Below are 21,526 nucleotides of genomic sequence, written 5' to 3' on the forward strand. Positions count from 1 at the left end.
CGGGGACTTCTCGGCCGTTCGCGGCAGAATGGAAGGGAACGCCCCAGGAGTTCCCGTGCCCCGCCTGTTGCCCTGCCTCTTCCTCGCCGCCACCCTGTCCGCCCAGGCGCCGGCCCCGGCGCCCCCGACTCAGACCCCGGCATCCGCTCCGGTGGCCACGCCCGCCCCGGTGGCCAAGCCCCGCGTGCAGTTCATGACCAGCTACGGACCCATCGTGGTGGAGCTGGAGCCGGCCCTGGCGCCGAAGACCGTGGAGAACTTCCTCCAGTACGTGAAGGAGGGGTTCTACAAGGGCACCATCTTCCACCGCGTCATCGAGGGTTTCATGATCCAGGGCGGCGGCCTGCTGGAGAACATGGATGAGAAGCCCACCCGTCCGGCCATCCTCAACGAGGCGCCCGAGACCTTCCGGGGCGGCCTGAAGAACACCCGCGGCACCATCGCCATGGCCCGCACGGGCTCCCCCCACAGCGCCACCGCCCAGTTCTTCATCAACACCGTGGACAACAAGGCCCTCGATCACCGGGACCTGAGCGAGGACGGCTACGGCTACTGCGCCTTCGGCCGGGTGGTGTCGGGCATGGACGTGGTGGACAAGATCGAGAAGGTGCGGACGGAATGGCGCAAGGGTCAGAGCGGCGTGCCCCAGTACGCGGTGCGCATCAAGGACGCCGTGCTCCTGCCGCCGCAGTAGGCGCCGGTGGGAAGGCCCTTCGTCCGTCCGCTCCTGGTCTGGATCTTCGGCGCCCTGATGCTGGCGCTGGCCGTCTGCCTCTGCTTCCTCCTGGCCCCCTTCCTCGGTGGCCCGCGCGCCTTCTGGATCGTGGCTCCGTGGTACATCCGCGGGACCGCGGAAGCCTTCGGCATCCGACGTGAGCTGGAGGGTTGGGAGGCGCTGCCGGAGGATCTGCGCACGGGTCGGCGACCCGCCGTGTTCATCGGGAACCACACCTCCCTCTTCGATCCGCCCCTGATGATCTCCACGCTGCCCTGCCGCCCCGTCTTCGTGGCCAAGCGGGAGCTGGCGGGGATCCCCTTCCTGGGCTGGGTGATCTGGCTGGCGGACTTCATCTTCATCGACCGCCGCGACCGCGCCGCCGCCATGGCGAGCCTGGCCGAGGCCGCGGCCCGCATCCGCGCGGGCCAGGCCATTGTGGCCTTTCCCGAGGGCACCCGCAGCCGCGACGGGAAGCTTCTACCCTTCAAGAAGGGCGCCTTCGCCCTGGCCTTCGAGGCCGGCGTGCCCGTGGTGCCCTTCGCCATCCACGGCGGCCCTCAGATCCTGCCCAAGGGCACCTGGCGTGTGAAGGGAGGGCCCTACCGCATCACCGTGGGAGCACCCCTGGAGTCAACTCAGTTTCGGGACGCTGAAGCATTGCGGGTTGCTTCCGATGCGGTGGTTCGGCAACTGCTGGCTGGCTGATGAAGGGGATCAGGGCCCAGGGCTGGGCACGATGGTCCAGATGGGGTTCCAGTACTCTCCGAAGTCGAAGGCGGTGACGGGGCGGGTACCTTCCGGGGTTCCATCCGTCCGCCAGAGCTGGCGGGTGAACGGTGCGTCGCCCCGGGTCAGGGCCGAGAAGTACAGGGTGTCTCCAATGGCGCAGTAGGCGGCCGGGAGTTTGGGCACGCGACCATCCGCCGTCGGCAGGTCGACCACGCGTCGCGTCCCTTCCGCCGTGCCGTCGGATGCCCAGAGCACCTGGGCATCCAGCATGGGGCCGCCAGCCCCGAAGTAGAGCCGATCCTTGAACACGAAGAAGCCACCGGTCGGGAGCACGAAGCCGGCGGAGATGGCGGGATAGGATCCGTCCATTCCCGCCGTCAGGTCTTTGAGCATCCATGTCCCCCCGGGGGTTCCGTCGGTGACCCAGAGTTCCACCCCATGCTGGCCATCGTCCGCGGCAAACCAGGTCTTGCCCTGGAAACCGCGGGCCTGGGCGATGAGTCCCGTGGGTCGGGCCAGGTCCATGAGCCTGACGGTGCCTTCGGGGGTCCCGTCGGTGCGCCAGAGTCCGTAGCGGTCGGGCAGGGTGCTCTCCCAGGCTTCCACCAGGGCGTACCCATTGTTGAACTGGAGGCCCACTTGGTTGTCCCAGTGGGGCGAGACCAGGTTGGCCATCGGAATCAGGAGTTGGGAGATCCCTGTGGTGAGATCGCAGGCCCAGAGTCCGAAACCTGCGCCGACCTGGGAATTGTCGACGCCGATGAAGATGGCCCGTCCGGTGTGGATCCCAAGAGCCGCGCTGGGGCGGATTCCGGTTGAAGCCAACTGGGTACCTCCGGGCAGGCCGTTGGTCCGCCAAAGGGCGGCGCCTTGGGTGGCACTTCCGCCAATGAAGGCCAGTTCCGAATTCCAGGGGGCCAGGTTGAAGGCATTTCCCTGCCACTCACCCTGGTACCCATCCAGAAGGCGTACCGGTGCCTCCTCACCCTGCCCGAGCCGCCAGAGGTATTCGTAGGAAAAGGGAGATGTTCGGGCCAGGAAATACAGGCTCGTGCCCACGACGCAGGGCTGGCGCAGATCGTGGAGAGCGCCTCCCTCGGGTCCCGGGAGGGCGTCCAGGACCAGCTGGGTTCCTGCCGCCGTGCCGTCCGTGCGCCATAGCTCATAGCCGTGGGCGGGATCCTGGGCCGGGAAGTAGACCTTCCCGTCGAAGGCGGCGAAGGTCGTGGCGAGGCTGTTGGGGAAGGCCCAGCCCTCTGGATGGATCTGCTTCACCATGCGGGTGCCCTGAGCGGTCCCGTCGCTGGCCCACAGCTGCACCCCGTGAATGGAATCCCCCGCGGTGAACAGGACCGGATCCGTGGCGGGAAGGGCAGTCTTGGGCTGGGACCCGCCTCCGCCGCAGGCCATCCAGAAACTCAATCCGAGCCAGATGAAGGGTGTGGTGAAGCGCAAGCCTGCCTCCCGAATCGCAAGTCGGGGTCCAGGACCGATGCCCGGGCGCTCCCGCCGGGTCCACCTTACTCAAGGTCCCCATTGCAGAGAGGGATGCGCCCCCGAACGGGCGGATAAGCCCTGCGAACGGGTCTCAGTGCATGCCTTCCGGAGGGGCTAGTTCACCACCTTGATCCGCGGGGCTGGTCCCTGGGGGCGCTTGCGGTCCTTGGGGATGAAGAGGGCGCCGAGGACGGAGGCCACCACGCTGGTCACCAGGGCGCCGAAGAAGCCGGCCCAGAAGCCGCTGACGGTGAACTGGAGGCCCAGCCGCGTGGACAGCGTGCCCGCCAGCCAGAATACGAGGCCGTTGATGACCAGGCTGAAGCAGCCGAGGGAGCAGGCCATGGGCACGAAGGCGATGACCTTCAGCAGGCTGCCCACGGTGGCGTTCAGGGCGGCCAGGATGACGGCCACGATGAGCAGATCCAGGAAGGCGCCGTGGCCCAGGCCGGGCACGACGGCGCTGGCCACCAGGAGCCCGATGGCGGAGAACAGGAAGCGCAGGAGGGTGGTCATGCGGGCATGCCGTCCTTTTCGTTGGCCTGGGTGATCACGCTGCCGGGCGGCACGCTGCGGGTGAGCCACACGTTGCCGCCGATGGCGGAGCCCTTCCCGATGGTGATGCGACCGAGCACCGTGGCGTTGGAGTAGACGATGACATCATCCTCCACCACGGGGTGGCGGGGGACGCCCTTCACGGGATGGCCTTCGGCGTCCAGGGGGAAGCTCTTGGCGCCCAGAGTGACGCCCTGGTAGATGCGAACGTTGTGGCCGATGACGCAGGTCTCGCCGATGACGACGCCCGTGCCGTGGTCGATGAAGAACCGCTCGCCGATCTGGGCGCCCGGATGGATGTCGATGCCCGTGAGGCTGTGGGCGTGCTCGGTGATCATGCGGGGCAGCAGGGGCACGCCCAGCTTCAGCAGCTCGTGGGCCAGGCGCTGGTTGGTGATGGCCAGCAGGCCCGGGTAGCTGAAGAGCACTTCGTCGGGACTGGTGGCGGCGGGATCGCCCTCGAAGCCGGCCTGGATGTCCGTGGCCAGGAGGCGGCGGACCTCCGGCAGCCGCGCCAGGAAGGCCCGGGCCAGGCCAAGGGCGCGCTCCTCGCAGTCGCCGCAGGCGGGGTCCGAGGCCATCATGCCGCGCTGGATCTGGTCGGCCAGGCCGTGGAGCACCCGGTCCATGCGGGCGCCCAAGTGGTAGCGCAGGGTCTCCGCGTTCAGCTCGGAGGCGCCGAAGTAGCCGGGGAAGAGCAGGGCCCGCATCTCCTCCACCAGCGCGGCCAGCGCGGTGCGGGAGGGGAACTCGCGACAGCCCAGGGGCATCTCCGTGAGGGCGGAGGAGGCCTCCGCCAGGGCCTCGACCACCGCATGGAGGTCGGGCCGGTTCTCCGGGTGTCGCATGCCGGACATGGGCGCTCCAAGATCCATCCGGGCCAGGCCGGTCCGGATGGACAAGGATGCCATGCGATCAGTCCCTCACGTAGTGGCAGGTGTAGCCGCCCGGGTGCTTGATCAGGTAGTCCTGATGGTAGTCCTCGGCCTTCCACCAGGGGCCGGCGGGCGTGATCTCGGTGACGATGGGGCGCTTCCACTTGCCGCTGGCGTCCACCTCGGCCTTCACGCGCTCGGCGGTCTGTCGCTGGGCCTCGCTGTGGTAGAAGATGGCGCTGCGGTACGAGGTGCCTACGTCGTTGCCCTGGCGGTTGAGCGTGGTGGGGTCGTGCATGCGGAAGAAGAAGCGCAGCAGGGCCTCGTAGCTTGTCTTCGTGGGGTCGAAGCGGATCTGCACCGCCTCGGCGTGGCCCTCATGGTGCTCGTAGGTGGCGTTGGGGACGTTCCCACCGGTGTAGCCCACCTCGATGGCGATGACGCCCGGCTGCTTCCGCAGCAGGTCCTCCATGCCCCAGAAGCAACCCCCGGCCAGGGTGGCGATCTCCTCCTTGGCTTCCTTCTTGGCGGGGGCCGGGCGGCCGAAGAGAGGCAGGAAGCGGCCCAGGCCCTCCCGCTCCAGGTCGTCCACGGGCACAAAGCGCAGGGAGGCGGAGTTGATGCAGTAGCGCAGGCCGCCCTTGTCCCGGGGGCCGTCGTCGAACACATGGCCCAGGTGGGAGTCGGCGCCCTTGGACCGCACCTCCGTTCGGATCATGCCGTGGGAGGTGTCGCGGTTCTCCACCACCTCGTCGGCGGCCAGGGGCTTCGCGAAGCTGGGCCAGCCGCATTCCGAGTCGAACTTGTCCTTGGAGGAGAAGAGCGGCTCGCCGCTCACCACGTCCACGTAGATCCCCTCCCGGTGGTCGTTCCAGAAGGCGTTCTGGAAGGGCGGCTCGGTGCCGGCCTCCTGGGTGACGTGGTACTGCATGGGCGTGAGCTTCTTCCTGAGCACGTCCTGGCTGGGTTTCTCGGGTGCGTTCACCTTCACCTCACGATCGGTCGGGGCCGGGGCATGGGCACCGCCGGGGCGGGGAAGGGCCAGGGCCGCGCCCGCGGCCAGCACCGCCGCCGCGGCCAGGGTCAACCAAGTCTTTCCGCTCCACATGGACGGCTCCTCCGGATGCAGGGTTGGATGCCTGGGGAAGTCCGGACGTTCCGCCCGGGAGGAGCGTGGGGGACAATGAGGCCGGAGGTGCCCATGCGGTTCATCTTCGAGCAGGCCAGGGTGGGCGGGGACCGCAACTTCGGCTATCTCCTGGGCGATCGGGAAGCCGGCGAGGGCGTCCTGGTGGACCCCTCCTACGACCCCGGCGCCCTGGTGGCCCGGGCGAAGGCCCAGGGGCTGCGGATCACGGCCATCCTGAACACCCACGGCCACGCGGACCACAGCAACGGTAACGGCGGTGCCCAGGCCCTCACCGGGGCCCCCGTCCTGGGCGGTCCCGGCCATCCCGGCCCCCTGGACCGGGTGCTGAAGGATGGCGAACGCGTCCCCTTCGGCGCCTGGCGGCTGGGCGTGTGGCACCTGCCTGGTCACTGCCCGGACCACCTGGCCTTCCTGACCGAGGGCCTGCCGGGCGACCTGGCCGCGGGGCTCACCGGCGACCTCCTCTTCGTGGGGAAGGTGGGCGGCACGCCGAACGACCGGGACGCCCGCACCGAGTGGGACAGCCTCCAGCGCCTGCTGCGGGAGTGGCCCGCCCACACGACGATCTGGCCCGGCCACGACTACGGCGCCCGCCCCAGCTCCACCCTGGCCTGGGAGCGCGAGGCCAACCCCTTCCTCCGCTGCCCCGATGTGGCGGCCTTCATCCGCCTCAAGGCGGGATGGCCCGCCTTCAAGGCGCAGCACGGGCTGCGTTGAGAGGCCAAATCAGGGGCGAGGCTGGTCAGGGTAGGCGCGGCTAGGCGGCGTGTCGCCGTTCCACCGCCAGGCGAATGGCCAGTCCGGTGAGGACGAACCCCATGAAGTAGCGCTGCGCCGCCAGCCAGAGCGGGTTGCGGCCGAACCAGGCCGCCAGCCGGGCGGCGGAGAGGGCGATGGCGAGGTTGACTGAGAAGCTGACGGCGATCTGCGTCAGGCCCAGGGTGATGCTCTGCGTGAAGATGGAGCCGTGCGCCGCGGAGACGAACTGGGGGAACACCGAGAGGTAGAACATGGCGATCTTGGGGTTCAGCAGGTTCGTGAGGAATCCCATGGCGAACAGCCGGGAAGGTGGATCCGCCGGCAGGGACCTGGCCTCGAAGGGGGAGCGGGCCCCGGGACGGACCGCCTGCCAGGCCAGCCACAGGAGGTAGGCCGCGCCGGCCCACTTGAGGACCTCGTAGGCCAGGGGGACGGCCAGGAAGAGCGTCGTCAGCCCCACGGCGGCGGAGAACATGTGCACCAGGAAGCCTGCGACGACGCCGAGGAGGGAGATGACCCCCGCCTTGCGGCCCTGGCAGATCGAGCGCGAGATCAGGTAGATCATGTTGGGCCCCGGGCTGAGCACCATGAGCAGTGCGGCACCGGCGAACAGGACGAGGTCCTTGAGTGGGATCAATCGACGCTCCTGGAGGATGGGACGGATAGAACCGATCGATATTGATTGTATATACAGGCGAATGCCTGGCCAGGAATCGGATCGAGGATGATGTACTGAAGGGATCGGCGATCGAAGCCGCACGAGTCCCACCCGCGCCGCCGGACGCCGCTCGAAAGGACCGAACCCGTGAATCCGTTCGACCCGCCCACCGAAGCCGAAACCACCGCGGTCGATGCCGCCATCACCAGCCGCCGCTCCATGCGGGCCTTCCTGCCCACGCCTGTGCCGCGGGAGGTGGTGGAGGACATTCTCCGCGTGGCGTCGCGGGCCCCGTCGGGAACCAACATCCAGCCCTGGCAGGTCCACGTGCTGACGGGCGCGGCCAAGGCGCGCCTCTGCGATCGGATTCTCGCCATCTATGACGACCCTGAGGAGCTGGCCCGCCACGAGCGCGAGTACGAGTACTACCCGAAAGAATGGACCTCGCCCTACCTGGAGCGCCGCCGCAAGGTGGGCTGGGACCTCTACGGCCTCCTGGGCATCGAGAAGACGGACAAGGCCGGGATGCATGCGCAGCATGGCCGCAACTTCCGCTTCTTCGACGCGCCCGTGGGCTTGATCTTCAGCATCGACCGCATCATGCAGGTGGGCAGCTGGCTGGACTACGGCATGTTCCTGGAGGCCATCATGGTGGCCGGCCGGGCCCGGGGCCTGCACACCTGCCCCCAGGCCGCCTTCACGCAGTTCCACCGCGTCATCGCCGAGGAGCTGGCCTTCCGGCCCGACCAGATGCTGGTCTGCGGCATGGCGCTGGGCTACGCCGACCCGGAGGCCGTGGAGAACCGCCTGGAGACCGAGCGCGCGCCGGTCTCCGAGTTTACACGGTTCCTCGAAGACTAGCCGGACACCCTCACCCTCCGCCCACCAGGGGGAAGAGAGCCAGGGTGTCGCGCTCGCTCAGCGGGTGGTCCAGGGGGGCGTGCTGGCCGTTCACCATGACGATGCCCATCTCGCCCAGCCGGAAGCCCAGCCCGAGGATGACGTCGCGGCAGGCCACGCCCGGCGGGAACTGGTGGTCGGCCTCCTTGAACCGGCCGTTCCGGAAGTGGGCGAAGAGCTTGATGGTGACGGTGATCGGCGCCATCTCAGAAATCCCAGAAGGCGTCGATCTCCTCGTTCGTGAAGTCCCACACGGCCTGGTGGGGCGACACGGGGTCCGAGCAGAAGAACTCCGGCAGGCGGTCATCGGCGCTGGTCAGGCCCGCGGCCAGGTTGAAGGCGCGCTCCAGCTTCAGGATGTTCTTGCCGAGACCCGTCACGTCGTCCCCGGTGAGCTTGGCGCCGAAGCGGGCGTTGATCATGTCGATCAGCGCCGGCAGGCACTCGGGGGTGTCCAGAGCCGGGAAGGCGATGAAGATGCACATGCCCGTGGAATCCACGGCGGCGGTGGCGATCTGGAGGTTCCGGGAGAGCTCGACCTGGCCCTCCTTCTTCAGCGGGTCCACCTGGCCGCCCACGTTGAGGATGTTGGTGGCGATGGTGTAGCCCGCGGTGTGGTCGGCGCCCATGGGGCTGGTGCAGTAGGTGATGCCGATGCCCTTGACCGAGCGGGGATCGTAGGCCGGGATGGCCTGGTTCTTCACCACGGGTACCCGGGTGACGCCGTAGGTGCGGCCCACGGCGCCCGCGCCCGAGCCGATGATGCGCCCCAGGGCCGTACCTTTGCCGATCTCCTCGCGCAGGATGCGGACCACTTCCTTGCCGTCGCCCCAGGGGAGGAGGCCCGCCTCCATGGCCACGCCGAAGGCCACCGCGGTCTCGATGGAGTCGAGGCCGAGGTCGTCCATGAGGTTGTCGGCCAGGGCGATGTCGTCCAGCTCCTTGATGAGGCAGTTGGCGCCCAGGCCCCAGATGGTCTCGTACTCGAAGCCGGAGGTCAGGTACTGGCCCTCCTTGTCGTGGTAGACCTGCGAGCACTGGATGACGCAGCCCGCATGGCAGCCGTGCCGGGGCTTGCCCCCGCGGGCCACGATGGTGTCGTGCATGGTCTCGCCGCAGATCTGCTCGTGCCCGTCGAACTGGCCGTGGGTGAAGTTGCGGGTGGGCAGGCCGCCGGCCTCGTGGAGGATGTTGACCAGCACGTTCGTGCCGTAGGTGGGAAGGCCCTGGCCGCTCACGGGATGGTCCATGAGGGCCTTCGTGAAGACGCGGGAGGCGGCCTTGAAGGCCTCGGGATCCGCGAGCTGGATGCCGGGGGCGCCCTCGTCGTCGATGGCGATGAACTTGATGCGCTTGGAGCCCATGACGGCGCCGAGGCCGCCGCGGCCGTGGCTGCGGATCTTGCCCGAGGGATCCTTCACCGAGATGTTCGCCGAGGTGAGCTTCATCTCGCCCGCGGGGCCGATCGCGATCACGCCGGTCTTCTTGCCCATCAGCGCCTGGAGGGCGTCGATGACGGCGAAGTTCCCCAGGCCCAGGAGGCCGCGCTCCTCTTCGATGGCGACGCCGTCCTTGCCGACCTTGAGGGCGTACCAGCCCTCACCCGGGGGCACGCCTTCGACGATCAGGGCCTTGATGCCCAGGCGGGCGAACATCTGGGCCGCCGTGCCGCCCACGTTGCTCTCCTTGATGCCCCCCGTGAGGGGGCTCTTGGCGCCGGCGGAGAGGCGGCCCGAGTTGGAGGCCGCCGTGCCCGACAGCAGGCCGGGCGCGAAGACCAGCTTGTTGTTGGGCCCGAGGGCGTGGCAGGCGGGCGGAACCTCCTTCGCCACGATGGTCGACGTGAGGGCCCGGCCCCCCAGGCCGGCCCACTCGGCGGGCGTCTCCTCGACCCGGGTGGTCAGGTCGGTCATGTTCACGCGCAGGATCTTGTCCATGGTGGATTCCCCTCGAGGGTTCGGGTCGATTCCCGACCAAGGCAGGAGCTATGCCGGGAACCGGATCGGGAGGATCATTCACGACATGGGTATCCTCGAAGCCCGACTCTCCTGGGCGAAGATGGGAAAAAATGGCGAGCCGAATCCTCCGGAGGCCACCGCCAGTCTTTGTGTCGAAACGTTACTTATTGATCATTTATGTATCGGATCGGTAACATGATGGGACAGATCGGCGCGGTTCCAGAGACCGGCCTCTGGAGGGGCCATGGCACAGAAGGGGGGACAGGCCACGGAGCGCTGGGCGGTCTGGGACCGCTTCATCCGGGAGGGGGTCCTCGAGCCCGGCACGCTGGGCCCTGAGTTGGAGGCCTCCTGGCGCCGCTGCCAGGCCGCCGGTGTGGATCCGCTGGCCGCACGCTCCACGAGGGTGCTGGGATCCGCCGAGTTCGCGACGCTGGCGGAGCGGAAGCAGGACCTGATCCGGGTCGCCAAGCCCTTCATGGAGAACCTGTACAGCCTGGTGGCGGGCTCCAGCTTCGTGGTGCTGCTCTTCGACGAGCAGGGCTACCTCCTGGAGGCCGTGGGCAACCCGGACCGCATCCTCGCGTCCCAGGACCTGAACCTGAACAAGGGGGCGCTCTGGGCCGAGGGCGAGGTGGGCACCAACGGGGCCGGGACGCCGCTGGTGCTGGGCCGCCCCTTCCAGGTCTCGGGCGCGGAGCACTACTGCCAGAAGCACCACCGCTGGACCTGCTCCGGGGCGCCCATCTTCGATCCGCGGGGGAAGACCATCGGCCTGCTGGACATGACCGGGCCCGTGGACGAGACGCACATCCACACGCTCGGGCTGGTGATGGCCGCGGTGGAGGCCATCCAGCACGAGCTGGAGGTGGGCCAGAAGAACCGGGAGCTGAGGCTGCTGAACAACCGGCTCTCCAGCATCATCCTCACGGTCACCGACGGGGTGCTGGTGCTGGACGTCGACGGCGTCCTCGACCAGATCAACCCCGTGGCGGAGCGGCTGCTGGGGGTCTCCAGCCAGCAGGCCGCCGGCAAGCGCATCACGGATCTGGTCCGGGACCTGGGGCCCATCCGCGAGCTGCTGGCCTGGGGCCGCGAGTTCCTGGACCGGGAGCTGGAGCTGGCCTCCGGAAAGGGCGCCCTCCAGTGCGTCGCCAGCGGCAAGCCCATCCTGGACGAGGGCGGCGTGGTCAAGGGGGCCGTGCTGTTCGTGAACCCCATCAACAAGATCAAGGGGCTCATCAACCGCTTCAGCGGGGCCCAGGCCACCTTCCGCTTCGAGGACATCCTGGGGCAGGGGGAGGCCCTTCAGCGGGCCGTCCAGCAGGGCCAGCTGGCGGCGGCCAACGAGAGCAACGTCCTGCTGACCGGCGAGAGCGGCACCGGCAAGGAGATGTTCGCCCACGCCATCCACAACCAGTCTGAGCGCCGGAAGGGGCCCTTCGTGGCCATCAACTGCGGGGCCATTCCCCGGGAGCTCATCGCCAGCGAGCTGTTCGGCTACCAGGACGGGGCCTTCACGGGCGCGGCCCGGGGCGGGCGCCCGGGGAAGTTCGAGCTGGCCAGCGGGGGCACCCTCTTCCTGGACGAGATCGGGGACATGCCCCTGGAGCAGCAGATCGCCCTGCTCCGCGTGCTCCAGGACCGGACCATCACGCGTCTGGGCGGCGACCGGCCCTTCGTGGTGGACGTGCGGATCATCTGCGCCACCCACAAGGACCTGCGGGAGGAGATCCGCAAGGGGACCTTCCGTCAGGACCTCTACTACCGGCTCAACGTCTCCATGATCAAGCTCCCGCCCCTGCGGGAGCATCCCGAGGACATCCCGGAGCTGCTGGAGGCCTTCCTCCACAAGTTCGCCGCCCGCAAGGGGGTCGCGAAGCTCCGCATCGATCCCGGCGTGAGCGGCGCCCTCCAGGGCTACGCCTGGCCCGGCAACGTCCGCGAGTTCCAGAACGTGGTCGAGCGCATGATCCACGCGGTCCGGGGCCCGGCGCTCCTCCCGGAGGACATCCCCGACGAGATCCTCCGCCCTCCGGACCCCCCAGCTCCCGTCTCCGTTTCCGCGGCGTCGGGCCCGGTCCGGGCCTCGGGCTCCGCCAACCTCCGGGAGCAGCTGCAGGAGGAGGAGCGGGAGCAGATCCAGGCCTGCCTGCGCGCCTGGAAGGGGAACATGAGCCAGGCGGCCCGGGAGCTGGGGATGGCCCGGAACACCCTCTATCGGAAGGTGCAGAAGCTGGGCATCTGAGCCGGCCTCACTTCAGCCCCTCCACCAGGAACAGGGTGGAGCTCCAGGTCAGGTTCGAGAACACGAGCGTCCGCCCATCCTTCGTGAGACGCGGTGGGGCGCCGAACCGCCGCACCTGGAGGCCCGGCGCGTCGAACCGGGTCCAGGGGGTGCGACGGCCGGAGGCCGGATCCAGGAGGGTCACTTGCACTCCGGTGAGGATGGGGCGGCACAGGATGAGGCGGGCGCCCGGGGCATCCCACCCCAGGACCAGCTCCCCGGGGTCGAGGCCCAGAATGGGTGTCCCAGGGGCGTCGGGGCGGGACAGGTCGAGGATCACCCGCTGTCCGGCCACCGTGGCCACCAGCCGGCGGCCGGCGGGATCGGGGGGGCCGGCCACCCTGCCGGCGGGCCCCAGGGGGCGGATGTCGCCGCTCGCCTCGTCCAGGAGGTAGATCCGGACCTGCTCCTCGTCCGCCCGTTTCGCCGTGAGGATCAGGGTCTTGCCGTCCGCCGTCCAGTAGGTGAAGTAGGGGTAGTCCACGAGCCCGAAGGTGGGCAGGTGCCGGACGGCCCCGGTGCCCAGGTGGGTGATCACGGGGTGGGTGGGATTGCCCTCGAAGGTCGCCACGCGGGTCGCGTCCGGGGAGAGGGCGGGATAGGCCAGGGTCTGCCCCAGGTGCAGGGCGGGGCCCTCCGGAAGGGGCTGGAGGTAGAGGTCGTAGGCGGGGCCCCTGGATTCCGTGGGATCCATGTACAGCAAGTGGCTTCCCGGTCCGGTCATGCCCACGGGTACGGGATACCAGCCCTGGGTCAGCTCCTGTGGTGGGATGCCCTCGCGGACCAGGTAGAGCCGGGAGGTCGCCTCCTCGGAGGCCACCAGGGCCCGTCCGTCCGGGGCCAGGTCCAGGAGGGTGAGGTCTCCGGGGCTCCGCAGCACCAGGCGCGTCCGGCCGTCCATGGACACGGCCCAGATGGATCGGATCGGGCCGCCCTCCGAGGCCGAGAACCACACCTCGTCGTCGCGCCAAGCCAGGCCGAAGACGCCCTGGAAGTCCCGGGTGAGGGTCCGGGTCCGGCCCGTGGCCAGATCCAGGACGCCCACCAGGCCCCAGTTGTCGCCGGAGTGGGGATGCTCGATGTAGGCCAGCCGGCCCCCGTCCGGGGAGAAGCGGAGGTCCGAGAAGTCCGATCCATTGTCCAGGCGCACCTGGCCCAGGGGGCACTCCAGGTGATAGGCGCCGGTCCCCACCCGCCGGCTCGCCGCCACCAGGCCCTGCGCCCCGAGGTCCGCGCTGAGCACGTCCAGGTCCGAGAAGCGCGGGGACAGCGCCTCCAGGCGGGCCCGGCCCAGGCGGCCCTGCCAGGTCCACCAGGCGTAGGGCCTCAGGTTCTGCGTCATGAGCACCTCCCCGCCGGGGGAGATCCCGTGGAGGAGGGCGTCCCGGATGCCGGTGGCCTTCAGTTCCCGGGGGGAGAGCCTCAGGGCGTAGAGCTGATGGGTCTGGCGATCCTCCCAGTCCGCGCTCAGCATCACCCCCTGGCCGTCGGGGGTGAAGCGGGCCGCCGCGATGCGCCCTTCCCGGAAGGTGAGGGGCCGGAAGGTGGGCTGGGCCGGTGGCCGGAAGGGCCGCCACTGGCGGGCGCGGGCCAGGCCCAGTCCGCCCAGGACCAGCGCGGCGCCAGCCAGCGGAATGAGCAGGCGGCGCCACCGCCGCGCCGACCCCCCCTGGGCGGGGAGGCTCCCGCTTTGACTTCCGCTCCACACCCCGCCGAGGGCGAAGGCTAGGTCATGCGCGCTGTGGAAGCGGGCTTCGGGATCCTTGGCCAGGCAACTCATGAGGATCCGCTCCAGGGCCGGAGGCACCTTCAGGGCGGGATCCAGATCCGGCGGGTCCTCCGTGAGGATGGCGTTCAGGGTCTCCACGGTGTTGCCGCGCTGGAAGGGGCGGCGGCCGGACATCATCTCCCAGAGGACCACGCCCAGGCTGAAGAGGTCGCTGCGCGCATCCTGGGCCTCGCCACGCACCTGTTCCGGGCTCATGTAGCCCACGGTGCCCAGCACCAGGCCGGGCTCGGTGAGGGACTCCGAGGCGGCGGTGCCGCCCGGGGGCCCGTGTCTGGCCATGGATTTGGCCAAGCCGAGGTCCAGCAGCTTCACGCGGCCGTCCCTGGTGATGAAGAGGTTGGCGGGCTTGATGTCCCGGTGGAGGATGCCCCGCTCGTGGGCGGCGGCGAGGCCCAGGGCGGCTTCGCGGGCCAGGTCCACGGCCCGCTTCAGGGCGAGGGGGCGGCCCTGGAGCCGTTCGGCCAGGGTCTCGCCCTCGAGCAGCTCCATCACCAGGTACGGCGCGCCGTCGCGTTCCCCGGACCCGAACACCTGCACGATGTTCGGATGGGAAAGCGAGGCGAGGATCCGGGCCTCGCGCAGGAAGCGCTGGAGCCGGCCCGGGTCCTCCGCGAAAGCGGGGGGCAGGACTTTGAGGGCCACATCGCGGCCCAGCCGGTCGTCGTGGGCGAGGTAGACCTCACCCATGCCCCCCGCGCCGATGAGGGCGACAAGCTGGTAGGCGTCGAACCAGGTGCCGGGAGGAAGGGACACGGGAGCCCCATGCCGGAATGGGGGCGGGAAGGGGGAGGACCCTTCCATCATAGTCAGAGGCCGGATTTCGCCAAGGCCCCCCTTAGTGAGCCTTCCTTCAGCACGGCCAGGAAGGCGGCCAGGAGGGGGGATTCATCGCCCTGCCGGTAGGCCGCGGCGACTTCGATCTGCACCTGGGGCGGCGCCAGGGGCACGTAGGCCACGCCCGCGTGCGAGAGGCGGCGCACGGCTCGGGGCATCAGGGATACGCCGTAGCCGGCGGCCACGAAGCCCACCACGGTCTGGATCTCCTTGGCCTCCTGGGCGATGCGGGGCGTGAAGCCGGCGGCGAGGCAGGCGCCCATCACCAGGTCCAGGATGCCCAGGCCGTGGCTGCGGGGGATCATGATGAACGGATCGCCGGCCAGGGCGGCCAGGGGGATGCGCCGCCGGCCTGCCAGGCGGTGGTCGGCCGGGAGCACCGCCACCAGGGGCTCCCGCAGGACCGTGGTGGTGGCGAGGCCCGGCTCGTGGATGGGCGGGCGCAGCAGGCCCACCTGGATCCGCCCCTCCCGGAGCGCCGCCACCTGCTCGCCGCTGCTCATTTCGTGCAGGGTGATGGCCACGGCGGGGTGGCGCTCCCGGTAGGCCCGGAGGATGCGCGGGAGGGTGTCCTCGTAGGAGGCGGAGCTCACCAGCCCGATGGCGATCTCGCCCACCTCGCCCCGGGCGGCGCGCTGGACCTGGAGCACGGCGTGGTCCACCTGGGCGAGGATCTCCCGCGCCGAGCCCAGGAACTGGCGGCCGGGCTCGGTCAGCTCGACGTGGCGCCGGGTGCGGACGAACAGCGGGACGCCGAGCTCCTGCTCCAGCTGCTTGATCTGCTGGCTCAGGGGGGGCTGGGCCATGTGGAGGCGGGCGGCGGCCCGGCTGAAATGCAATTCCTCGGCGACGACGGTGAAGTAACGGAGCAGGCGGAGTTCCATTGATATCTCCTGGATATCAGATAGCACTCGAATAGATATTTTTCATTGGGTTTCGAAGCTCCGACCATGAAGCCATGCACGAAGGCGACCTCTCCCCGACCCTTGTTTCCGGACCGGACTCCCAGGGGGCGGAGGGCCGCCGCACCCTGGCCGTGACCTTCTCGGGCTTCTGCGCCTTCCTGGGCCTCTACGCCACCCAGCCCCTGCTGCCCATGCTCGAGCAGCTCTTCCACGCCAGCAAGGCGGCCGTGAGCCTCACGCTCACCGCCTCCACCCTGGGCGTGGCCCTGGCGGCCCCCCTGGTGGGCCTTGTGGCCGACCGGCTGGGACGGAAGCGCGTCATCGTCGCCTCCGCCAGCCTGCTGGCCCTGGCCACCCTGCTGAACGCCACGGCCACGGGGCTTCCCTCCCTGGTCTTCTGGCGCTTCCTGCAAGGGATCTTCACGCCCGGGGTCTTCGCCGTGACGATCGCCTATGTGCAGGAGGAATGGGCGGACCGGGGCGCGGGCCGGGCCATGGCCATGTACGTCACCGGCTCGGTCATCGGCGGGTTCACCGGCCGCATGACCACCGGCCTGATCGTGTCCCACTGGCCTTGGCACTGGTCCTTCGTGGTGATCGGATTCATGGGCGCCGCCTCGGCCTTCGCCCTCCAGGCCTGGCTGCCCCGGGAGCGGCGGTTCACGGGCTTCGTCCGGGGGGAGTCGCCTCTTGCCGGCGCCGCCGCGCACCTCCGCAATCCCCGGCTCCGGGCCGCCTTCGCCGTGGGGTTCGGGGTGCTGTTCACCCAGGTGGCAAGCTTCACCTACGTGACCTTCCACCTGGCGGGCGAGCCCTTCCGCCTGGGCCCCCTGGCGCTCGGGTTCCTGTTCTTCACCTACCTGGTGGGTGCGGCCATCACGCCCTATGCCGGCCACGTCATCGACCGCTACGGCCATCGCACGGCCATGATGCTGGCCATGGGCACCGGCATCGGCGGCATGCTGCTCACGCTGCTTCCCAGCCTCTGGGCCGTGATGGCGGGCCTGGTCTTCTGCTGCACCGGTGTGTTCGTGGCCCAGGCGGCCACCACCAGCTACCTTGGGGTGGCCGCGCGCCAGAACAAGGCCCTGGCCGTGGGCCTCTACGTGACCTTCTACTACATCGGAGGCTGCGTCGGCGGCGAGCTGCCGGGCACCCTCTGGGGCTTCGGCGGGTGGTCCACCTGCGTGGCCCTGGTCGTCCTCGTCCAGCTCCTGACCATTGTCATCACCCTCGCGGGGTGCACCGACCCCGCAAAGGAGGCCGGTCCCGTTCTCGAGCCCCTGCCCGAGTTCAGGTAGACCCGGCCGGGGGCAGTGTGCCTGCCCAGGTTTCCACGCCTTCCGCCAGATTGGCCACGCCGGGGCCGAAGCGGGCCGGGCCGAGCCAGTGGAGGCCCGGCGGCAACCCCTCGAGCACCCGTGCCACCCGGGTGCCGTGGCCCGGCTCCAGCAGGGGGAAGGCGTCGGGGCAGGCTTCCTCCCGCACCTGCACCGCCTCGTCCAGCTCCGGCAGCCAGCGGCGCAGCTCCCGGAAGACGCCTGGCCAGGCCGCCAGGGCGGGGTCCACGGGGTAGGCGCCGCCCACATAGGCGCGGAGCTGAAGCAGGCCCGGCACGCCCCTGGGATCGTCCGCCGCGAGGGACACGGCCCCCAGCAACCCCCGACCCTCCGGGGGATGCACCAGCAGGCCGAGGCCCCGCTCCCAGCCTCGCACCAGGGGATGGCGGCTGTGCCAGACGCGGAGATCCAGATGGGGGATGGCCGCCAGCTCCGCGGCCACTCCGGGTGCGAAGGGCTGCAGGAGTCCTGCGGCTGCGGGCGCCGGCAGGGCCAGGACCACCGCTCCGGCCTCCACATGAGGGCCGTTTCCGTGGACCCGCCACCGACCGCCGGGCAGGGGCTCCAGGGCAATGGCGGCCCGGCCCGTGGACACGCCGCCGAGCCGCTCCGCCAGGGTCAGCGCCAGGGCCTGGGCCAGCGCGCCGGTGCCGCCCACGGGCAGGCGCGTGCGCTCGAGGCCCATCCGCAGGCCGCCCAGGAACAGGCCGCCATGCGCCTCCAGGCGCTTCAGGCGCGGCACGGCCTCCAGACCCAGGCGCTCCGGCGGGGCCGCCAGCACCCCGGCCACCAGGGCCGGCAGCAGCTCCCGAGCGAAGTCCTCCCCCAGGCGCCGGGCGAAGAACGCGTGAAGGGTCTCGTCAGACCTGGTTCCTGCCGGGATGAATGGCTCCGCCAGCACCCGCAGCTTCCCGCCAAGGCCCAGGCCCGGCGCGCAGATCAGCCCTGCCAGCGAGGTTGGCCCGGGCCGCCGCCGCCCCGCCTTGCCCAGCCAGCGGGGGCCCCTGGGCAGGGAGGGGCGCAGCTCGATGGCCAGTGCCCGCAGCAGGCGGTCCAGCGCGCCGCCCCGGCTCACGAGCAGACCCTGGGGCCCGCGCTCCAGCCAGCCCGGCTCGCCCGCCGGGCCAGGCCAGGGCAAGGTCTGCGCCCACCCGCCCGGTGCGGCGGAGGCCTCCCAGACGGTCACGCCGCGGCCCTGTTGGCGCAGATGCCAGGCCGCCAGCAGGCCCGAGATGCCGCCCCCCAGGACGACGACCTGCGCGCGCTCTCCGTTCCCGTCCACACCGCTCCGATGTCCGCCCCCGCCCCCAACGCGGGGAACCGGGGGCCTGGGGCCAGGATACAGCGGACGGCCCGCTCTCCAGGTCAGGCCGGGCGGCGGAGGCTTCGGAAGTCGTGGTTCCGGTACACGGTGAGCACGTCCCCCTCGGGCGAGCAGACCACCTGCAGCCCCGCGAAGGGCCGGAGGTCGAGGCCCCGGCGCGCCGCCTTCGCCACCTCGCGCTTTCCCAGCGCGTGAATGCGGGCGCCCCGGACCCAGGCCTCCCGTCCGTGGGTCAGCACCGCCTGCACCGCCGCGGGGGGAATGCGCCGCCCGTCCATCCGGAGCTGGGCGTGGTGCGTGAGGGGGAGTGCGTCTGGCCGGACCATGGGATCACCTCCTGGCCCCAGGATCGATCCATGGATTGGACAATGACTGGCGGATATCCGGGTTGGGGTTTCCGGAACTAGGACCGCCCCTTGCCCCGGAGGAACCGGGTGCTGGCCTCCAGGTCCCGCCGACCCCGGGTCTGGTGCACCTCCATGGACTCCAGGGCGCGGGTCAGGGCCAGGGGGCCGCCATCGAAGGGCTGGACCCGGGGCCGGAGGAAGGCCTCGAAGGACTCGCGGCTCGCGGTGTCCCACAGGGCCTCGCCCAGGCGCCCGACAAGGCCGCAGAAATCGTCACTGCGGAACTGAGGGGCCAACTGGTCGAAGTGCCGCTGGAGCCAAGCCCAGGCCAGTGGCCGGGTCTCGGGATCGGCCAGGGCGCCGTCCAGGATCAGCACGGACTCCCGGATGTCGAAGCCGTCCCGGAGCAGGAGGTCCAGCGCGGCGTTGACGAGGCTGGGGGCGCGGAAACCGCCGAGCCCCGCCATGAGCCGGGAGCGCTCCTGGCGATCCTGGGTCCCACGGGCCTGCGCCACGAGCCGGTCGAAGAAGGGCCGGCCGGTGGTCCGGGTGGAGGTCCGCGCGGCGACGGCCAGGACCGGGGCCACCAGGTCGGGGTCCACGCCCTTGCGGGTCTTCAGCCAGCGCCCGGCCAGGGTTCTCGCCTCGGCGGACAGCCGCGGATCCAGGCCCTGGGACGCCACCCGGGGCACCAGGAGCGCCCGGAGGCGGCGGACCTCCACGTCCTCGTTGGGTCGCGGCGTCCAGCCCAGCGCCCGGGCCCGCGCGCCCCAGGTGGCCTGGACGTAGGTCGCCAGGCGCTGCCGGTCGCTGGGAGCCAGCAGCCCGGCAGGGATCCGGCCCGCGAGGGCCAGGGACTGGGCCACGATGAGCCGGTCCGGATCCTGGGCGGCCGTGCCCGCCAGCCGCATCGTCGAAGGCAGGTCCAGAGTTCCCACCTCGCCCATGGCCTTCGCATCGTCCAGGAGCCGGAACCGTTCCTGGGTCGTCAGCGCAGAGGCGGGCGCCTGCAGGAGGGCGATCAGCTGGTCCGCTTCGTAGGCCACCCGGTAGTAGCCCGAGCCGCCTGCGTTGAGCAGGAGCCAGTCCGGCCGCTGGCCACCGGGGCCGCTGGGGATGGAGAAGGTGCCCGACTTTCCGGTGAGCACCACGTAGAAGGGCTCGGCGTTCTGGTTCGTGCGGACCCCCACGGGGATGGTCCACACCGCTGGTGTTCCCGTGTCTGCCCCGGCGGCCAGGAACCGCTTCTGGGTCAGCTCGAGGCTCCAGCCTCCGGGTGTCTTGACGCAGCGGCCCGTGAGGACCGGGATGCCGGGCTGGCCGATGAAGGATTCGAACACGGACCGGGCCGGATCACCGGCGCCTTCCCGAACGGCCTGGAGCCAGTCCTCCGAGGTGGCGTTCCCCCACTGGTGCCGCCGGATGTAGGACCTCACGATCCCCCGGAAGCGGTCGGGCCCCAGCCAGCGCTCCACCATGGTCATGAGGGCGTTGCCCTTGAAGTAGGTGAGGTTGTTGTCGAAGGAATTCTCGATGCCATCCTTGGACGCCACGGGCTGGCGCACCCGCTTGGCCGAGGGCAGGGCGTCCGCCGCCATGGCGTTGGCCATGAGCTGCAGCCGGTTCGCGGGGACCCGCCAGGACGGCTCGAAGGCCTCCATCATCTTGGCGTCGATCCAGGTGGTCATGCCCTCGTTCAGCCAGGTATCGTCCCACCAGGCCATGGTCACCACGTCGCCGAACCAGTAGTGGCCCAGCTCGTGGACCGCGATGGTGCTGTAGAACTCCTTCCGCGCCGGCGTCTCCTCGTCGGGCTTGATGAGCGTCAGGGGCTGGCCCAGGGCCACCAGCCCGGGGTGCTCCATGGTGCCCCAGTAGCGCGGGACCACGGCCACGTCGAGCTTCCCGAAGGGATAGGGCATGCCGAAGAAGTCCTCGAGCAGGCCCACCAGGCGTGGCGTGGCTTCTGCCGCGTAGCGGATTTCCGCGCCGCGGCCCCTGGGAACCACGAACCGCAGCGGCGTGCCGTGGTGCCCGGCCGTGCCGGCGGGGATCACGTCGAAGGGGCCCACCACCAGGGCCACCAGGTACGAAGGCAGGGGACGGGACTCCGCGAACGTGACCCGCTTCATGCCGCCGGGCTCGGCGGTTTCCTCCGTGGCCGGGGCGTTGGCCAGCCCCACCTGGTTCTGGGGCACGTGGAGCACCAGGGTCCAGGGGATCTTGAACCCGGGCTCGTCGAAGCAGGGGAAGGCCCGCCGCGCGTCGATGGGCTCGAAGAAGGTGTAGGCGTACCAGTCGTCGCCCTCCTTCACCCGGTAGAGGCCCTGGCTGCGGGTGGAGTCCAGCGCGCCCTCCCAGGCCAGCGTCAGCCGCGCGGGGCCGGGCGCCACGGGCGCCGGGAAGCGCAGGCCCACCACGTCCTCGTTTCCGGGGATGATCGTGGCGGCCTGGCTCGCGCCGCCGGCGGCGAGCTCCGCGCGCTGGAACTTGAGACCCGTGGCATTGATCCAGAGGGTCGCCGTGGGCTCCGAGATCGCCAGATCGTACGTGGCGGTTCCCGCGAAGGACTCCCGCGAGGGGACGATGGTCAGCTCCAGCCGCCCCCGGAGCGGGCGCACGGAGGCCGGAAGGCGCAGCGTGGGGGGCGTGGCCTCCCCGCTCCAGAGGGCGGCTCCCATCGCGCAGAGCACCGTGCCGACGATCGCCTTGAGCCGCATGGGGGAACCTCCCGGTCCGAGGCCTGAAGCGCCCCGGATCCTGGGTTCGATTGGATCACGGGCGGAGTCGCCCGGGTATCCGCGCCGGGAGGGTGCGGGCGATGAGACGCTTCTGGAGAGGGTGATGCGGAGGCCGCCCTCCGCGCGCTTCACCTTCAGACACGGGCGGGTACGGGCTCCC

General features: G+C 70.5%; 18 protein-coding genes. 6 read left to right on the forward strand and 12 right to left on the reverse strand.

Features of this window, described 5'->3' with window-relative positions:
* Positions 1–55: 55 nt before the first annotated feature.
* Positions 56–694: a peptidylprolyl isomerase gene (locus MLG87_RS06860; RefSeq protein WP_341848576.1), complete on the forward strand. Its 639-nt coding sequence runs from the start codon at positions 56–58 to the stop codon at positions 692–694.
* Between the two features lie 6 nt (positions 695–700).
* Positions 701–1,423 (forward strand): lysophospholipid acyltransferase family protein, encoded by a 723-nt coding sequence (locus tag MLG87_RS06865; protein WP_243294441.1) that lies wholly within the window; start codon positions 701–703, stop codon positions 1,421–1,423.
* 9 nt (positions 1,424–1,432) lie between these two features.
* Here the strand turns inward: MLG87_RS06865 and MLG87_RS06870 are convergent, their stop codons facing one another.
* The 4 genes from MLG87_RS06870 to MLG87_RS06885 form a co-directional block, all read right to left on the reverse strand.
* Positions 1,433–2,902 (reverse strand): hypothetical protein, encoded by a 1,470-nt coding sequence (locus tag MLG87_RS06870; protein WP_243294442.1) that lies wholly within the window; start codon positions 2,900–2,902, stop codon positions 1,433–1,435.
* 156 nt (positions 2,903–3,058) lie between these two features.
* Positions 3,059–3,460, reverse strand: a complete 402-nt coding sequence (locus MLG87_RS06875) for a phage holin family protein (RefSeq protein WP_243294443.1) — start codon at positions 3,458–3,460, stop codon at positions 3,059–3,061.
* Positions 3,457–4,356 carry a serine O-acetyltransferase gene (locus tag MLG87_RS06880; RefSeq protein ID WP_243294444.1) on the reverse strand — a complete coding sequence of 300 codons (900 nt, stop codon included), beginning with the start codon at positions 4,354–4,356 and terminating at the stop codon, positions 3,457–3,459. The genes MLG87_RS06875 and MLG87_RS06880 overlap by 4 nt, the downstream gene beginning before the upstream one ends.
* Before the next feature lie 58 nt (positions 4,357–4,414).
* Complete coding sequence (locus MLG87_RS06885; RefSeq protein WP_243294445.1) at positions 4,415–5,482, reverse strand: bifunctional methionine sulfoxide reductase B/A protein; 1,068 nt, start codon at positions 5,480–5,482, stop codon at positions 4,415–4,417.
* 93 nt (positions 5,483–5,575) lie between these two features.
* Here MLG87_RS06885 and MLG87_RS06890 point away from each other — a divergent pair, with 93 nt between their 5' ends.
* Complete coding sequence (locus MLG87_RS06890; protein ID WP_243294446.1) at positions 5,576–6,241, forward strand: hydroxyacylglutathione hydrolase family protein; 666 nt, start codon at positions 5,576–5,578, stop codon at positions 6,239–6,241.
* Positions 6,242–6,281: 40 nt separating this feature from the next.
* On the opposite strand, the gene MLG87_RS06895 is transcribed toward MLG87_RS06890, so the two are convergent.
* The gene (locus MLG87_RS06895) at positions 6,282–6,920 is read right to left on the reverse strand and encodes a LysE family translocator (RefSeq protein WP_243294447.1); all 639 of its coding nucleotides are present in this window, start codon (positions 6,918–6,920) and stop codon (positions 6,282–6,284) included.
* 168 nt (positions 6,921–7,088) lie between these two features.
* Here MLG87_RS06895 and MLG87_RS06900 point away from each other — a divergent pair, with 168 nt between their 5' ends.
* Positions 7,089–7,802: a nitroreductase gene (locus MLG87_RS06900; RefSeq protein WP_243294448.1), complete on the forward strand. Its 714-nt coding sequence runs from the start codon at positions 7,089–7,091 to the stop codon at positions 7,800–7,802.
* Between the two features lie 10 nt (positions 7,803–7,812).
* Here MLG87_RS06900 and MLG87_RS06905 read toward each other — a convergent pair whose 3' ends face one another.
* Entirely contained in the window at positions 7,813–8,046 is a 234-nt protein-coding gene (locus MLG87_RS06905) for a MoaD/ThiS family protein (RefSeq protein ID WP_243294449.1), read from the reverse strand.
* A 1-nt stretch (position 8,047) separates the two neighbouring features.
* On the reverse strand, positions 8,048–9,778 hold the full coding sequence (locus MLG87_RS06910; RefSeq protein WP_243294450.1) for an aldehyde ferredoxin oxidoreductase family protein: 1,731 nt from the start codon (positions 9,776–9,778) through the stop codon (positions 8,048–8,050).
* A gap of 265 nt (positions 9,779–10,043) precedes the next feature.
* Here MLG87_RS06910 and MLG87_RS06915 point away from each other — a divergent pair, with 265 nt between their 5' ends.
* A complete protein-coding gene (locus MLG87_RS06915) occupies positions 10,044–12,047 on the forward strand; it encodes a sigma-54-dependent Fis family transcriptional regulator (RefSeq protein WP_243294451.1) in 2,004 nt (667 codons plus the stop codon).
* Positions 12,048–12,054: 7 nt separating this feature from the next.
* Here MLG87_RS06915 and MLG87_RS06920 read toward each other — a convergent pair whose 3' ends face one another.
* Positions 12,055–14,628, reverse strand: coding sequence for a serine/threonine-protein kinase (locus MLG87_RS06920; protein ID WP_243294452.1), 2,574 nt, complete (start codon positions 14,626–14,628; stop codon positions 12,055–12,057).
* A 53-nt stretch (positions 14,629–14,681) separates the two neighbouring features.
* Positions 14,682–15,593, reverse strand: coding sequence for a LysR substrate-binding domain-containing protein (locus MLG87_RS06925; protein WP_243294453.1), 912 nt, complete (start codon positions 15,591–15,593; stop codon positions 14,682–14,684).
* 74 nt (positions 15,594–15,667) lie between these two features.
* Here MLG87_RS06925 and MLG87_RS06930 point away from each other — a divergent pair, with 74 nt between their 5' ends.
* Positions 15,668–16,915, forward strand: a complete 1,248-nt coding sequence (locus MLG87_RS06930; RefSeq protein WP_243294454.1) for an MFS transporter — start codon at positions 15,668–15,670, stop codon at positions 16,913–16,915.
* Here the strand turns inward: MLG87_RS06930 and MLG87_RS16060 are convergent.
* The 3 genes from MLG87_RS16060 to MLG87_RS06950 form a co-directional block, all read right to left on the reverse strand.
* Positions 16,908–18,236: a protoporphyrinogen/coproporphyrinogen oxidase gene (locus tag MLG87_RS16060; protein WP_341848578.1), complete on the reverse strand. Its 1,329-nt coding sequence runs from the start codon at positions 18,234–18,236 to the stop codon at positions 16,908–16,910. The two genes, MLG87_RS06930 and MLG87_RS16060, sit on opposite strands and share 8 nt — an antisense overlap.
* Positions 18,237–18,319: 83 nt before the next feature.
* The gene (locus MLG87_RS06945) at positions 18,320–18,604 is read right to left on the reverse strand and encodes a hypothetical protein (RefSeq protein WP_243294455.1); all 285 of its coding nucleotides are present in this window, start codon (positions 18,602–18,604) and stop codon (positions 18,320–18,322) included.
* A gap of 77 nt (positions 18,605–18,681) precedes the next feature.
* Positions 18,682–21,345, reverse strand: a complete 2,664-nt coding sequence (locus MLG87_RS06950; protein ID WP_243294456.1) for a M1 family metallopeptidase — start codon at positions 21,343–21,345, stop codon at positions 18,682–18,684.
* Positions 21,346–21,526 lie beyond the last annotated feature (181 nt).

The organism is Geothrix mesophila, assembly GCF_022808835.1.
Lineage (GTDB): Bacteria > Acidobacteriota > Holophagae > Holophagales > Holophagaceae > Geothrix > Geothrix paludis.

What these genes read in the sequence shown, in the direction of transcription:
- MLG87_RS06875 (WP_243294443.1), bottom strand. Translation starts at nt 3,460, where the DNA reads ATGACCACCCTCCTGCGCTTCCTGTTCTCCGCCATCGGGCTCCTGGTG.
- MLG87_RS06915 (WP_243294451.1), top strand. Translation starts at nt 10,044, where the DNA reads ATGGCACAGAAGGGGGGACAGGCCACGGAGCGCTGGGCGGTCTGGGAC.
- MLG87_RS06910 (WP_243294450.1), bottom strand. Translation starts at nt 9,778, where the DNA reads ATGGACAAGATCCTGCGCGTGAACATGACCGACCTGACCACCCGGGTC.
- MLG87_RS06925 (WP_243294453.1), bottom strand. Translation starts at nt 15,593, where the DNA reads ATGGAACTCCGCCTGCTCCGTTACTTCACCGTCGTCGCCGAGGAATTG.
- MLG87_RS06905 (WP_243294449.1), bottom strand. Translation starts at nt 8,046, where the DNA reads ATGGCGCCGATCACCGTCACCATCAAGCTCTTCGCCCACTTCCGGAAC.
- MLG87_RS06885 (WP_243294445.1), bottom strand. Translation starts at nt 5,482, where the DNA reads ATGTGGAGCGGAAAGACTTGGTTGACCCTGGCCGCGGCGGCGGTGCTG.
- MLG87_RS06930 (WP_243294454.1), top strand. Translation starts at nt 15,668, where the DNA reads ATGCACGAAGGCGACCTCTCCCCGACCCTTGTTTCCGGACCGGACTCC.
- MLG87_RS06950 (WP_243294456.1), bottom strand. Translation starts at nt 21,345, where the DNA reads ATGCGGCTCAAGGCGATCGTCGGCACGGTGCTCTGCGCGATGGGAGCC.
- MLG87_RS06880 (WP_243294444.1), bottom strand. Translation starts at nt 4,356, where the DNA reads ATGTCCGGCATGCGACACCCGGAGAACCGGCCCGACCTCCATGCGGTG.
- MLG87_RS06945 (WP_243294455.1), bottom strand. Translation starts at nt 18,604, where the DNA reads ATGGTCCGGCCAGACGCACTCCCCCTCACGCACCACGCCCAGCTCCGG.
- MLG87_RS06890 (WP_243294446.1), top strand. Translation starts at nt 5,576, where the DNA reads ATGCGGTTCATCTTCGAGCAGGCCAGGGTGGGCGGGGACCGCAACTTC.